Source organism: Burkholderia sp. BCC1993 (assembly GCF_905339865.1).
Taxonomy (GTDB): domain Bacteria; phylum Pseudomonadota; class Gammaproteobacteria; order Burkholderiales; family Burkholderiaceae; genus Burkholderia.
This window is the reverse complement of sequence record NZ_CAJPGZ010000003.1, coordinates 322011-335441: the sequence shown is the minus strand read 5'-3', so window position 1 is coordinate 335441 and position 13431 is coordinate 322011. Positions and strand designations below refer to the sequence as shown.

The following is a 13431-nucleotide window of genomic DNA, read 5'->3' as shown; positions in this document are numbered from 1 at the left end:
AGTGCGAATGAGTGAAACGACCGGCGGGGATGTTCAATCCGCGAGCGGCCGGTGCGCGGTCTCGCGCGCGGCCAGCAGCGCGATCGACGTGACGACGAGCGCCGCGGTGACGTACAGCGACACGGCCGTCGTCGTGCCCGTCTGGCGGAACAGCGTGGCGATCACGAGTGGTGCGAAGCCGCCGCCGGCGATGCCGGCGAGCGTGTAGGCCAGCGACGAGCCCGCATAACGCACGCGGGTCGGGAACTGTTCGGTGACGAACGCGCCTTGCGGGCCGTACATCACCGCATGGATCACGAGGCCGATCGCAACCGCCGCGACGATCGCGCTCGGCCGCGCCGAATCGAGCATCGCGAAGAACACGAACGCCCACACGATCCCGGCGATCGCGCCGGCGAGGTACACCGGACGGCGTCCGAAGCGGTCCGACAGCGCGCCGAAGAACGGCACCGCGAGCGCGTTGCAGGCCGTGCCGATCATCACGGCCGTCAGCGCGACCGGGCGCGACAGGTGCAGCACGGTCGTCACGTAGGTCAGCGTGAACACGACGATCAGCGCGTACAGCACGTCGGAGCCGATCCGCGAGCCGCCGGCGATCAGCAGGCGCCGCCAGTGACACTTCAGCACTTCGGCGACAGGCACGTCGGCGGTCGCGTGCGATTCGGCGAGCTGCTCGAACTGCGGCGTTTCGTCGACGCCGCGCCGCAGCCAGAAACCGAATACGACGAGCAGCGCGCTGGCCGCGAACGGCACGCGCCAGCCCCACGACAGGAAGGTGTCGGACGTGGTGGAGAGCGTCACGAGCGCGATGCAGCCGGTGCCGAGCAGCGTGCCGAACGACGGGCCGATCTGCGTCCACGACGCGGACAGTCCGCGCCGTTTCTGGTCGCCGTGCTCGACCGACAGCAGCACCGCGCCGGCCCATTCGCCGCCGAGCGCGACACCCTGCACGAAGCGCAGCGCGACGAGCAGGATCGGGCTCAGGATGCCGGCCTGCGCGTAGGTCGGCAGCGCGCCCATCAGCGCGGTCGTGACACCCATCAGCACGAGCGTGAGCATCAGCACCGCGCGGCGGCCGATGCGGTCGCCGAGGTTACCGAACACGAAGCCGCCGAGCGGACGCGACACGTAGCCGACCGCATAGGTCGAGAACGCGAGGATCGTGCCGGCCAGCGGATCGACCGACGGAAAGAACAGGTGGTTGAAGACGAGCGCGGCGAGTGTGTTGTAGATCGTGAAGTCGTACCACTCGAGCGACGTGCCGATCATGCTCGCGGTCGCGAGTCGGCTGTTGCGGACGCGGCGGGGCGCGTGGGCGGCGGGCTGGGCGAGAGTGCTCATGGTGTCGGGCATGTCGTGAAGGAGGACGGGGGTGACGCGCGGGGACCGATGCGCCGGCCGCGTGCGGATCACGGACGGCGCGGCCGGTGGTGGCGTCGGCGTTCAGGCCGGCAGCGCGGCGGTGGCCGGTTTGGCTTCGGTGTCGCGACCGGCAGCCGGCAGCGGCGCGGCGGCGCGCCACAGCAGGTCGAAGGTGCGCACGTCGTCGTGACCGGCGATGGCGGCGGCGACACGGCGCGTGGCCGCGGCATCGCTGCCCTCGATCAGCACGAGCGCGTCGGCGGCCGGACGCGCGGCCGCGTCGGCGCCGATCGGCGCGGACAGGTCCGGCGCGGTGCGGAACAGCCGGGCCGCGTGGATGCCGGGTTCGTGCAGCGCCGCGTCGAAGCGCTCGCGCAGGTGCGGCACGTCGATGCGCTCCGGCGGCAGCACGAACAGCGCGAGATGCATGCCTTCGCCGTCGCCGGCCTCGATCGTCAGGTCGCCGACCCGCCGCTGCGTGCCCGTCATCCGCTCGAAGTTCGCGAGCGACCACGCGGTCTGCTGCGTGAACGCGCGCCGGTATGCGTCGCCGCGGAATACGTCGAGCGTGTCCGTCACGTACAGCGCGAGGTACTTGCGCGGGCCGCCGTCGGTCGCGCGAAACCGCCGCGCATGCGTGAAGCCGGGAATCGCGACACGCTCCTGCATGTGCTCGCGGTCGTACCACGCGTTGAAATCGGCTTCGTGCGCGGGATCGATGTCCGTCCAGACGCAGAGCTGGCCGTGCGGAAGGGAAAGGCGGGACATGGCGGGTTCCTTGTGACGGGGTGTGTCAGGAACCGCAGTGTCCCGAAGACGGGCCGCACCCGTCCAACAAGAAAACAAATTCGCGGTGAACAGGTTTTCTTATGAGCGGCGCGGGCGGCGTTTCGCCGGGGTGGCGGGCGATGCGGATTGCGGCGTGCGTTTTGCCGACGCGGATCGGTTTTTTTTCGCCGGGCGGGCGGGGGACTTGTCGACGAGGTCGGTTTCGGTCTCGGTCTCGGTCTCGGCCTCGGCCTTTGCCGATGCGGTGGGCTTCGCATTACCGGAAGCCGCCGGCATCGCGCGCGCGACCTCGCTCGCCAGTTCCGCGATGCGCGCGGCGACCGGCAGGCCCTGCGTGCGATACGACGCGACGAGCGGCAGCGCGGGGAATTCGGGTTCGACGTCGAGCAGTTCGAGCGTGCCTTCCTGCAGTTCGCGCCCGATGATCGCGGGCGGCAGCGCGGCCACGCCGAAGCCGTCGGCGACGAGCCGGATCATCGCGGCGACCGACGTGATGCAGTTGATGCTGGCCGGCCGCTCGACGGCCGCGAACAGCCGCTCGATCGTCGCGTGGGGGCCCGAGTGGCGCGAGAAGCTGATGATCGGGTACGCGGCGAGCCGCGCGACGTCGAGCCGTTCGCCGCCGAGCCCGAGACGCGGGCTCGCCGCCCAGCGCACCGGGAATTCGCACAGCGGCAGGTTCGTGAAGTCGGGGCCCGGCACCGGGTCGGTCTGCAGGATCAGGTCGACGCCGTCGGTGCTCAGCAGGCGGATCAGGTGCAGTGTCGTGTCGCTCGTGATCTCGACGTCGAGGCGCGGATAGCGCTCGCGCAATTGCGCCATCAGTGCCGGAAACCAGCTGTGCACGATCGACTCGATCACGCCGATCCGGATCAGCCCCGCGTCGCTCGCCGCGTCGATGTCGCGCCGCATCTCGCTGTCGAGCCGCACGATCCGCTCCGCGTACGCGAGCATGCGCCGCCCCGCGGGCGTGAGCGTGGCCGAGCGCGTGTTGCGGTCGAACAGCCGCACGTCGAACGCTTCTTCCAGCGACGCGATGCGGCTCGACACGGCCGCCTGCGTCGTGTGCAGTTTTTCGGCCGTGAGCCGGAAGTTCTCCAGCTTCGCGAGCCAGACGAAGGTTTCTAGAAACCGGATGTTCATCGAATGCCGATCGGTGAGGCAGTGCCGCGCGGGGGCGGCGGGATCGGTCGATGTTAGCGGATTTCCGGGGCGGGAAACGAGCGCGGCGTGGTGCGTGCGCCGGGCGAGGGGACGGGCGGTCGCGTACCGGCGGGCGAGCGCGGCCGCCATCACGATGCGCACGCGGGCGATGCGTCCCCGTGCAGCGAAGATGCGGCGTGCGGGCGGGTATCCCCGTGCATCAAAGCGTGTCGAACACGAGCGTCGGCACGTCGACGACCGTTGCGCCGCCGTCGGCGACGAGCGTCGCGCCCGTTACGAACGACGCATCCGGCGATGCCAGGAATGCGCACACGGTCGCGATCTCGTCCGGGTCGGCCGCGCGCCGCAGCGGCACGTCGGCGCTTACGCGTGCATACGCGCCGTCGAGTGTGTCGCCGTATGCGGACATCAGCGGTTCCATTTCCGCATCGGCCATCGGCGTGCGGACCCAGCCCGGACACACCGCGTTCGCGCGCACACCGTGCGGCCCGTAGTCGCGTGCAAGCGATCGCGCGAGCCCGAGCAGCGCATGCTTGCCGACCGTGTAGCCGCATACGCCGGGCCCGGCCGCGAGCGCGGCGATCGACGCGACCAGCACGATGCTGCCGCGCTGCGCGATCAGGTCGGGCAGGCACGCGCGTGCGCTGACGAACGCGGTGTCGAGGTTCGCATGCAGCGCGTCGCGCCATTGCGCGTCGTCGGTTTCGTCCGCGCGGCCGAGACCGTGGCCGCCCGCGCACGCGACGAGCGCATCGACGGGGCCGAACCGCCCGGCGATCTCCGGCAGGAAGCGGGCCCAGTCGGCCGTGCTCGCGGCGTCGCCGGCGAGCGCGAGGCCGCCCGTCTCGGCGGCGAGTGCGTCGAGCGGTGCCCGACGCCGCCCGATCAGCACGACGCGATCGCCGCGGGCGGCGAAGCGGCGCGCGCACGCGGCGCCGATGCCGGTGCCAGCGCCGGTGATCGCGATCGTACGGGGTTGCGGGTGCGTCATGTCGTTCTCCGGAAGGGGGGTGTTCCGGTCACTTTAGGCGGCACGGATGAACGCCGGTATCAGCCGAAAGGATGAACGTGAATGAGGGGCGACGGCCGGCGATGACGTAACGCCGCACGGCGAGGCGCCCGCGTTGCCGCCGTTCCGGATCCGGGGCGAGCGTGCACCCGCCCGCCGGGGGAGCCGACTGATATTCGGACGCCTGACCAGTCCGGAATCCGGACGTCCAAGGTGAGTCGCCTACCCGAAGCAACCCGCTTCATCCGATGGGCGCCCCGCCTGGCTTGACCGGGGCGCGCCGACCGTGCCGGACCCACCGAATGGCACGGTTGTTGCCTCCTTGCAGATGAGCCGACGCCCGGGATCGAACGATGACCCCGTTCGAACCGGAGCGCGGCTCATCACGACTTCAATCATTGGAGACATCACCATGGAAGGACTTTCGCAAGTCCAGGTCTTGGGCATCGACGCGGGCGGCACGATGACCGACACCTTCTTCGTGCGCGAGGACGGACGGTTTGTCGTCGGCAAGGCGCAAAGCAATCCGGAGGATGAGTCACTCGCGATCTTCAACTCGTCGCAGGACGCGCTCGCGCATTGGCAACGCGACGTCGACGACGTCTATCCGGAACTGGTCACCTGCGTGTATTCCGGCACTGCGATGCTCAACCGCGTCGTGCAGCGCAAGGGGCTCGACGTCGGGTTGCTCGTCAACAGGGGCTTCGAGCACGTGCACCTGATGGGGCGGGCGATCCAGAGCTACCTCGGGTACGCGCTCGAAGAGCGCATCCACCTGAATACGCACCGCTACGACGAGCCGCTCGTGCCGTTGTCGCGAACGCGCGGCGTCACCGAGCGTACGGACGTCCAGGGCGAGATCGTGATTCCGCTGCGGGAAAACGAAGTGCGGCAGGCTACGCGGGAGCTCGTCGCCGCCGGTGCGAAAGCGATCGTCATCTGTTTTCTTCAGTCGCACAAGAACGCCGCGAGCGAGCGCCAGGCGCGGGACATCGTGCGCGACGAGCTGGCTGCGCGCGGCGTCGATCTCCCGGTGTTCGCATCGGTCGACTACTACCCGCAGCGCAAGGAAAGCCACCGGATGAACACGACGGTGCTCGAAGCGTATGCGGCCGAGCCGTCGCGGCAGACGCTCAGGAAAGTCAGTGACCGCTTCCGCAAGCACGGCGCGAAATTCGACCTGCGCGTGATGGCGACACACGGCGGCACGATCAGCTGGAAAGCGAAGGAACTGGCGCGCACCATCGTGTCGGGGCCGATCGGCGGCGTGATCGGCTCGAAGCTCCTCGGCGAGACGCTCGGCTACGACAACATCGCTTGCTCGGACATCGGCGGCACGTCGTTCGACATGGCGCTCATCACGAAGGGCAAATTCGCGATCGCGTCCGACCCGGACATGGCGCGCCTGGTGCTGTCGCTGCCGCTCGTCACGATGGATTCGGTCGGCGCGGGCGCCGGCAGCTTCGTGCGGCTCGATCCGTACAGCGGGGCCATCAAGCTCGGGCCGGACAGCGCCGGCTATCGCGTCGGCACGTGCTGGCCCGACAGCGGCCTGACGACGGTGTCCGTGTCCGATTGCCACGTCGTGCTCGGCTACCTGAACCCGGACAACTTCCTCGGCGGCCAGATCAAGCTCGACGTGAATCGCGCCCGCGAGCACATTCGCGTGCAGATCGCCGAGCCGCTCGGACTCTCCGTGGAGGATGCGGCGGCCGGCGTGATCGAGCTGCTCGACCTGCAACTGCGCGAATACCTGCGCTCGAACGTCAGCGCGAAAGGGTACAACCCGACCGAATTCGTGTGCTTCTCGTATGGCGGCGCGGGGCCGGTTCATACCTATGGCTACACCGAGGGTCTCGGCTTCAAGGATGTCGTCGTGCCGGCGTGGGCGGCGGGCTTCTCGGCATTCGGCTGCGCGTGCGCGGATTTCGAGTATCGCTACGACAAGAGCGTCGATCTCGCGCTGCCGCAGCTCGCGTCCGACGCCGAGAAGGCGCGGGCCGCGCAGACGATCCAGAAGGCCTGGGCCGAACTGACCGCCAAGGTGATCGACGAGTTTCGCATCAACGGTTTCGGCGAGCGGGACGTGATATTGCGGCCGGGCTTCCGGATGCAGTACATGGGCCAGCTCAACGACCTCGAAATCGAATCGCCGATCGCGGGCGCGTCCGGTGCGGACGACTGGGACAAGATCGTGACGGCCTTCGAAGACACCTACGGCCGCGTGTACGCGAGCTCCGCGCGCTCGCCGGAGCTGGGTTTCTCGGTCACGGGCGCGATCATGCGCGGCATGGTCGTCACGCAGAAGCCGGTATTGCCGGAAGACGCCATTGCCGGCCCCACGCCGCCGGCGGGCGCGCGTATCGGCACGCGGCGTCTGTATCGGCACAAGCAGTGGCATGACGCGGTGATCTGGCGAATGGAGTCGCTCAAGCCGGGCAACGAGATCGCGGGGCCCGCGATCATCGAATCCGACGCGACGACGTTCGTCGTCCCGAAGGGCTTCGCCACCACGCTCGACAAGCACCGCCTCTTCCATCTCAGCGAAGTCAAGTAAGGAGACATGCGATGAACATGATGTCCAGCCAGGAAGTCGGATTCGCCGATCTGCTGAAGAACGGCCAGACGCTCAAGCAGTTTCGCGACGGCATTCTCGAGCGCACCGCGCAAACCGGCCATTACAACGGGCTCGAACGGCTCGAGCTGCGCGAGCGCGATCCGATCCGCTACGAGAAGATCTTCTCGAAGCTGCGCGGCGGCCTCGTGCATGCGCGCGAAACGGCCAAGAAGATTGCCGCGAGCCCGATCGTCGAGCAGGAAGGGGAGCTGTGCTTCACGCTCTACAACGCGGCGGGCGACTGCGTGCTCACGTCGACCGGAATCATCATCCACGTCGGCACGATGGGCGCGGCGATCAAGTACATGATCGAAAACAACTGGGAAGCCAATCCGGGCATTCAGCCCGGCGACATGTTCACCAACAACGACTGCTCGATCGGCAACGTCCACCCGTGCGACATCGCAACGATCGTGCCGATTTTCGCGCACGGCAAGCTGGTCGGGTGGGTTGGCGGCGTCACGCACGTGATCGATACCGGCGCGGTGACGCCGGGCTCGATGTCGACGGGCCAGGTGCAGCGTTTCGGCGACGGCTACATGATTACGTGCCGTAAGACGGGGGTGAACGACACGCCGCTGCGCGACTGGCTGCACGAGAGCCAGCGCTCGGTTCGCACGCCGAAGTACTGGATTCTCGACGAGCGCACGCGTATCGCCGGCTGCCACATGATTCGCGATCTGATCGAGGAAGTGATCGACGAGGAGGGCCTCGACGCCTACGAGAAATTCGGCTTCGAGGTGATCGAGGAAGGACGGCGCGGGTTGCAGACGCGCCTCAAGGCGATGACGCTGCCGGGCAAGTATCGCAAGGTCGCGTTCGTCGACGTGCCGTACGACCATCCGGACGTGCAGACGTCGTCGGCGTTTGCGAAGCTCGACTCGATCATGCATTCGCCGGTCGAGATGGAGATCCGCAAGGACGGCTCGTGGCGTCTCGATTTCGAAGGCGCGAGCCGCTGGGGCTGGCACTCGTACAACGCGCACCAGGTCGCGTTCACGAGCGGCATCTGGGTGATGATGACGCAGACGCTGGTGCCGACGCAGCGCATCAACGACGGCGCGTATTTCGGCACCGAATTCCACCTGCCCAAGGGCGCGTGGATGAACCCGGACGACCGCCGCACCGGACACGCTTACGCGTGGCACTTCCTGGTGTCGGGCTGGAGCGCGATGTGGCGTGCCCTGTCGCAGGCGTACTTCAGCCGCGGCTATCTCGAGGAGGTCAACGCGGGGAACGCCAACACGTCGAACTGGCTGCAGGGCGGCGGGATCAACCAGGACGGCGACATCCATGCGGTGAACAGCTTCGAGGCGTCGTCGTGCGGCACCGGCGCGTGCGCGATCAAGGACGGTCTGAATCACGCGGCCGCGATCTGGAACCCCGAAGGCGACATGGGCGACATCGAGATCTGGGAGATGGCCGAGCCGCTGCTGTACCTCGGCCGCAACGTGAAGTCGAATTCGGGCGGCTACGGCAAGTACCGCGGCGGTTGCGGATTCGAGACGCTGCGCATGGTCTGGAAGGCGCAGGACTGGACGATGTTCTTCATGGGCAACGGCTACATGAACAGCGACTGGGGCCTGATGGGCGGCTATCCGCCCGCCACCGGCTATCGCTTCGAAGCGCATCGCACGGGCATCGAGGAGCGCATCGCGCTCGGCGAGAGCCTGCCGCTCGGCGGCGATACGAATCCGGACCTGCCGGATTACGAAAACCACCTGAACGCCGGCGCGGTCGTCAAGCGCGACCAGCAATGCATGACCACGGAGGACTGCTACAGCAACTACGATCTCTACCTGAACTATCTGCGCGGCGGCCCCGGCTTCGGCGATCCGCTCGACCGCGAGATCGACGCGATCGAACGCGATCTCAACAACGCGGTGCTGCTGCCCGAATACGCGCAGAAGGTCTATGGGGCAGTCGCGACGCGGGATGCGAACGGCATCTGGACGGTCGATCCGCAAGCGACCGCGCTGCATCGCATCGAGATCCGCAACGCGCGTCTCGCGCGCTCGCAACCGACTCGCGAATGGATGAAGGGCGAGCGCGAGCGGATCCTGCTCAAGCATGCATCGACGCAGGTGCAGCACATGTTCGCGACGAGCTTCGGCCTGTCGACGAAATTCGAGCAGCAGTTCCGCGCGTTCTGGGCGTTGCCGGACACGTGGACGCTTACCGAGGACGAGCTCGACGTGCCGACCTACGGCTCGAAATTCCGCATGGACCTGTCGAAGATGCCCGACGTCAACACGGTGGTGCTGGTCGAGGAATGAGCCGGACCCTGCGCACTATCACCCACATGGAGGACTGGAGATGTCTACCTACACCAAGGAACAGATCAGGAACATGGTCGACGGCAAGCTCGACTGGGACACCACGTTGCGCATGCTGTCGATGCCGAAGGACGGCGAGCGCTTCCGGATGTATGTCGATGCGCTGCAGCAGAAGCTCGGCTGGAAGGACCGCATCGTGTTGCCGCTCGGCCCGCACCTGTACATCGTGCAGCAATGGGCGACGAAGCACTGGGTCACGCAATGCGACTGCGGCCATGTGTTCTGCGATTACCGCGACAACTGGAAACTGCACGCGAACATCTTCGTGCGCGAATCCGAAGAGGCGATGGACGAGGTCTACCCACGCTTGATGGCGCCCGACACGCAATGGCAGGTCTATCGCGAATACTACTGCCCGACCTGCGGCGCGATGCACGACGTCGAGGCGCCTACGCCGTGGTACCCGGTCATTCACGACTTCGAACCCGACATCGATGCGTTCTACGCGGAATGGGTGAAGCTGCCGGTTCCGGAGCGCGTGCAATGATCTGACATTTGACGCTGTCCGCGGGGCTCGGCGTTCGCCGGCCTCGCTTCGGCTTCGTTCGCGGGAAGCGTTCGATTTCCGGCCGTTCGATTTTCGAACGGCCGGTTTCTTTTCGGCCACCGGTTCTCGACGGCGTGCCGAGCCGCGCGACGACGTGCGGGCGACCGCTTGCTGGCGCGCGCATTGCTTGCAGTGGTTGGTGTCCGGACGGATGTCGAGGCGCCGGGACGGAGTACGATAGTCGCTACGCTCGCCGCCGGCTGCGGTCGGGCGCCCCCACAAAGTCGACAAAATGGCCGCTGCGACGGCCGTGCGGTTCGTGCCGTCACGAAACCGCCAGGAGACAGACATGCAACAGAGAGGCACGCCGATGGACTGGTTTCCCAGTCCACGCCATGACGCGAGCATCATGGCCGCATGGGAGCATCTGGTGACCGGCAGCGAGTGGCGTTCGCCCGACGTACGCGGCGTGGTCGACGACTCGTGGCAGCGCTGTCTCGTCAGCCGCGTCGATCCCGGCGTCGACCGTGCGCCGCCGCCGCTCGATGAAGACGGGCTCGTGCAGTGGCGCACGTCGAACCGTCGCCTCGTCGATGCCAGTCTGCCGCTGATGCAGCACACCCGGGATTTTCTTTCGCAGACGGGCACGGTGATGCTGCTGGCCGATCCGAGCGGGATGATCCTCCAGCAGGAGGGCGACATGCGGATCGTCGAGCCTGCACGCGAGGTCGGCCTCATTCCGGGCTGCGAGTGGACCGAGCTGAATTGCGGCACCAATGCGATCGGCACCGCGCTCGCGCTCAGGCAGCCGGTCCAGATCCATGGCGCGGAGCACTTCTGCGCGGGCATCAAGCGCTGGACCTGCTCGGCGACCGTCATCCAGGATCCGCGCGACGGGCACGTATTGGGCGTGATCGACATTTCGGGGCTCGCGCAGACCTACAACCCATACAGCCTTGCGCTCGCGGTATCGCTTGCGGGCCGCATCGAAAGCCGGCTCGCGAAGGAGGGCATGGCGCGCCGCCTGAGCCTGCTCGACCGCTGCGCGTCACGCTTCGGTGCGTCTTCGTCCGATGCGGTGATCGTCGTCGACGAACGCGGCCGACTCGTCAAGGCCAACGCGCAGGTCGTTCCGGTGTTGCGCCGGCTCGGATTCGATATCCGGTGCGACGCGGCGTTCGCGCTGCCCGAACTCGAGCACTACGCGGGCGACGGCCGCCTGTCGGCGAGTGCGCCGGCATGGCTGTCGCGCAGCCACATCGAAACCGTGCGTGACGGTGCGGACGTGCTCGGCTACATGATCGTGACGCCGGGCATCACGAATCCCCGCGGGGCCGTCCCGATCGCGCGCGGACGGGAACGGCACGGCGGCGAGCCGCGAGGGTTCGAGCGCATCGTCGGCGACAGCGCCGCATTGCGGGCGGCCGTGAATCGTGCGCGCCAGCTCGCGCCGTCCAGGGTGCCGGTGCTGCTGCTCGGCGAAACCGGCGTCGGCAAGGAGCTGTTCGCGCAGGGTATCCACCAGGCGAGCGATCGCGCCGACGGCCCGTTCGTTGCGCTCAACTGCGGCGGGTTGTCGAGAGACCTCCTGGCCAGCGAGTTGTTCGGCTATGCGGAAGGCGCATTTACCGGCGCACGCAAGTCCGGTGCGGCGGGCAAGATCGAAGCGGCCGATGGCGGCACGCTGTTTCTCGACGAGATCGGGGAAATGCCGCTCGACATCCAGCCGCACCTGCTGCGCGTGCTGGAGGAGAGCGAAATCTATCGCCTGGGCGAGAATACGCCGCGCAGGGTGAATTTCCGGCTGGTCGCGGCGACGCACCGGGATCTGAAGGACGCCGTCGCGAAAGGCCGGTTCCGGATGGATCTGTACTACCGGATCGCGGTCACGACCGTGTCGATTCCGAACTTGCGCGAGCGCGGCGAGGACCTGCCGGCGCTGATTGCGCATTGGCTCGGGCATCTGTGCGAGTCGTATGGCCTCTCCCCGAGGTCGTTCGACGACGATGCGTATGCGCGCCTGTTGCGCTATCCGTGGCCCGGCAATGTGCGCGAACTGCGGAACGCGATCGAGGGGGCGCTGCTGCTGTCGGACAGCCCGGTGATAAAGGCCGACAAGCTGCCTGCCGAGATCGGCGCGGGGGCGCCGATCGATGCGTGCGCCGCGCGGGCCGTCGACGCGCTCGCGCCGGATGCGGGCGACTCGTTGAAGATGGCCGAGGCGGAATCGATCCGCCGCGCGCTTGCGCGTCATGCCGGCAATCTGACGAAGGCGGCGAGTCAGCTCGGCATCGCGAAGAGCACGCTTTATGAAAAGATCCGCAAGTACCGCTTGCTCGACGCAGTGAGCGACGTTCGCCGAGGTCACGCGAAGTAAGTCGCGGCAGGCCTGGCCGGGCGGCAGGCGGGCAAGCCCGGTTTTTCCGCTGGTCATCTCGTCCTCCCGGGCCGCACGCAGATCGCGGCCATTTTGCAAAGGCTGACGATGTTCGGCGCCGAATCGCTCTATCCTCCGTATTTTTGAGATAAGTCGCGAAAGCCCGGCAAAATGGCGCGGGCGAGCCCGTGCACCGGTGCGGTGCGCGCCGGCCGGCCGATTCCGTCGTGCAAGCGGAGTGGCAGGCGGCGAGATCGGCGTGGGTGCGCGCCCGATACGGATGCATCGCGTCTGCCGATGGCGCAAGGCGCGGCGGCTGATCGCCCGGTTGCGCATCGCGCGGCCGGACCATCGACAGGAACAGGGAGGGGCCGGCAATGAGGCTGGACGACGAAAGAGAAAGCGTGAACGTCGAGGATCGACGCGGTGGCGGCGGGTTCGGCGGCGGGCGTGCGACGATCGGCATCGGCACGATCGTGGTCGCGCTGGCCGCATCGTATTTCTTCGGGATCGACCCGCGCGTCGTGCTCGAAGGCGCATCGGCGCTGCAGGGGCGGCAGCAGCAGGCGCAGCCCGCGCCCACGCAGCACCAGGGCGCGGCGGCGAACGATCCCGGCGCGGTATTCACGCGCAAGGTGCTCGGCAATATCGAGCGCACGTGGACGGGCGTCTTCAACACCCAGCTGCATGCGCAGTACCAGTCGCCGAAGCTCGTGATGTTCACGAACTCGACGCCGACCGCGTGCGGCACCGGCCAGACCGCGATGGGGCCGTTCTATTGTCCGGGCGACCGCAACGTATACATCGATCTCGGTTTCTACGACGAACTGCGCAAGCGGTTCGGCGCGGGCGGCGATTTCGCGCAGGCCTACGTGATCGCGCACGAAGTCGGCCATCACGTGCAGAACCTGCTCGGCATTTCCGACAAGGTCGATGCCGCGCGCCGCCGTTCGAGCGAAGCGCGCTCGAACGCGCTGTCGGTGCGGATGGAACTGCAGGCCGACTGCTTCGCCGGCGTGTGGGCGAACAACGCGCAGCGCGCGAACCAGCGGCTGATGGAGCCCGGCGATTTCGAGCAGGGGCTGAAGGCGGCGGCTGCGATCGGCGACGATCGGCTGCAGCAGCAAGGCCAGGGCTATGTCGTGCCGGAGAGCTTCACGCACGGCACCAGCGAGCAGCGCGTGTACTGGCTGCGGCGCGGGATGGAGTCGGGTGAAGTAAGCGCCTGCGACACGTTCGCCGCGAACGCGCACTGACGCGGACCCTGACTGACAGGGCGCGGCGCACACG

General features: G+C 67.6%; 9 protein-coding genes. 5 read left to right on the top strand and 4 right to left on the bottom strand.

Features of this window, described 5'->3' with window-relative positions; translation table 11 throughout:
• Window positions 1–33: 33 nt before the first annotated feature.
• The 4 genes from U4Y91_RS06555 to U4Y91_RS06540 all read right to left on the bottom strand — a co-directional run bounded on the left by U4Y91_RS06555 (window position 34) and on the right by U4Y91_RS06540 (window position 4306).
• Window positions 34–1353, bottom strand: a complete 1320-nt coding sequence (locus tag U4Y91_RS06555; RefSeq protein ID WP_321804223.1) for an MFS transporter — start codon at window positions 1351–1353, stop codon at window positions 34–36.
• A gap of 90 nt (window positions 1354–1443) precedes the next feature.
• Entirely contained in the window at window positions 1444–2130 is a 687-nt protein-coding gene (locus U4Y91_RS06550) for a DUF4286 family protein (RefSeq protein WP_321804221.1), read from the bottom strand.
• 99 nt (window positions 2131–2229) lie between these two features.
• On the bottom strand, window positions 2230–3294 hold the full coding sequence (locus U4Y91_RS06545; protein WP_321804219.1) for a LysR family transcriptional regulator: 1065 nt from the start codon (window positions 3292–3294) through the stop codon (window positions 2230–2232).
• 220 nt (window positions 3295–3514) lie between these two features.
• Window positions 3515–4306: an SDR family oxidoreductase gene (locus U4Y91_RS06540; RefSeq protein WP_321804218.1), complete on the bottom strand. Its 792-nt coding sequence runs from the start codon at window positions 4304–4306 to the stop codon at window positions 3515–3517.
• A gap of 430 nt (window positions 4307–4736) precedes the next feature.
• Between U4Y91_RS06540 and U4Y91_RS06535 the strand changes: the two genes are divergently transcribed.
• From U4Y91_RS06535 to U4Y91_RS06510, 5 genes are all read left to right on the top strand, one after another.
• Window positions 4737–6881, top strand: coding sequence for a hydantoinase/oxoprolinase family protein (locus tag U4Y91_RS06535; RefSeq protein ID WP_321804216.1), 2145 nt, complete (start codon window positions 4737–4739; stop codon window positions 6879–6881).
• Between the two features lie 11 nt (window positions 6882–6892).
• Complete coding sequence (locus U4Y91_RS06530) at window positions 6893–9217, top strand: hydantoinase B/oxoprolinase family protein (RefSeq protein WP_321804214.1); 2325 nt, start codon at window positions 6893–6895, stop codon at window positions 9215–9217.
• 40 nt (window positions 9218–9257) lie between these two features.
• Window positions 9258–9764 (top strand): acetone carboxylase subunit gamma, encoded by a 507-nt coding sequence (locus U4Y91_RS06525; RefSeq protein ID WP_034180969.1) that lies wholly within the window; start codon window positions 9258–9260, stop codon window positions 9762–9764.
• A gap of 349 nt (window positions 9765–10113) precedes the next feature.
• Window positions 10114–12141 (top strand): sigma-54-dependent Fis family transcriptional regulator, encoded by a 2028-nt coding sequence (locus tag U4Y91_RS06520; protein ID WP_415750448.1) that lies wholly within the window; start codon window positions 10114–10116, stop codon window positions 12139–12141.
• A gap of 377 nt (window positions 12142–12518) precedes the next feature.
• Window positions 12519–13397 (top strand): neutral zinc metallopeptidase, encoded by an 879-nt coding sequence (locus tag U4Y91_RS06510; RefSeq protein ID WP_321804212.1) that lies wholly within the window; start codon window positions 12519–12521, stop codon window positions 13395–13397.
• Window positions 13398–13431: the final 34 nt, after the last annotated feature.

Excerpts from the sequence above, each read along its gene's own strand:
- U4Y91_RS06510 (WP_321804212.1), top strand. The coding sequence starts at position 12,519 with ATGAGGCTGGACGACGAAAGAGAAAGCGTGAACGTCGAGGATCGACGC.
- U4Y91_RS06555 (WP_321804223.1), bottom strand. The coding sequence starts at position 1,353 with ATGCCCGACACCATGAGCACTCTCGCCCAGCCCGCCGCCCACGCGCCC.
- U4Y91_RS06525 (WP_034180969.1), top strand. The coding sequence starts at position 9,258 with ATGTCTACCTACACCAAGGAACAGATCAGGAACATGGTCGACGGCAAG.
- U4Y91_RS06535 (WP_321804216.1), top strand. The coding sequence starts at position 4,737 with ATGGAAGGACTTTCGCAAGTCCAGGTCTTGGGCATCGACGCGGGCGGC.
- U4Y91_RS06520 (WP_415750448.1), top strand. The coding sequence starts at position 10,114 with ATGCAACAGAGAGGCACGCCGATGGACTGGTTTCCCAGTCCACGCCAT.
- U4Y91_RS06545 (WP_321804219.1), bottom strand. The coding sequence starts at position 3,294 with ATGAACATCCGGTTTCTAGAAACCTTCGTCTGGCTCGCGAAGCTGGAG.
- U4Y91_RS06530 (WP_321804214.1), top strand. The coding sequence starts at position 6,893 with ATGAACATGATGTCCAGCCAGGAAGTCGGATTCGCCGATCTGCTGAAG.
- U4Y91_RS06540 (WP_321804218.1), bottom strand. The coding sequence starts at position 4,306 with ATGACGCACCCGCAACCCCGTACGATCGCGATCACCGGCGCTGGCACC.
- U4Y91_RS06550 (WP_321804221.1), bottom strand. The coding sequence starts at position 2,130 with ATGTCCCGCCTTTCCCTTCCGCACGGCCAGCTCTGCGTCTGGACGGAC.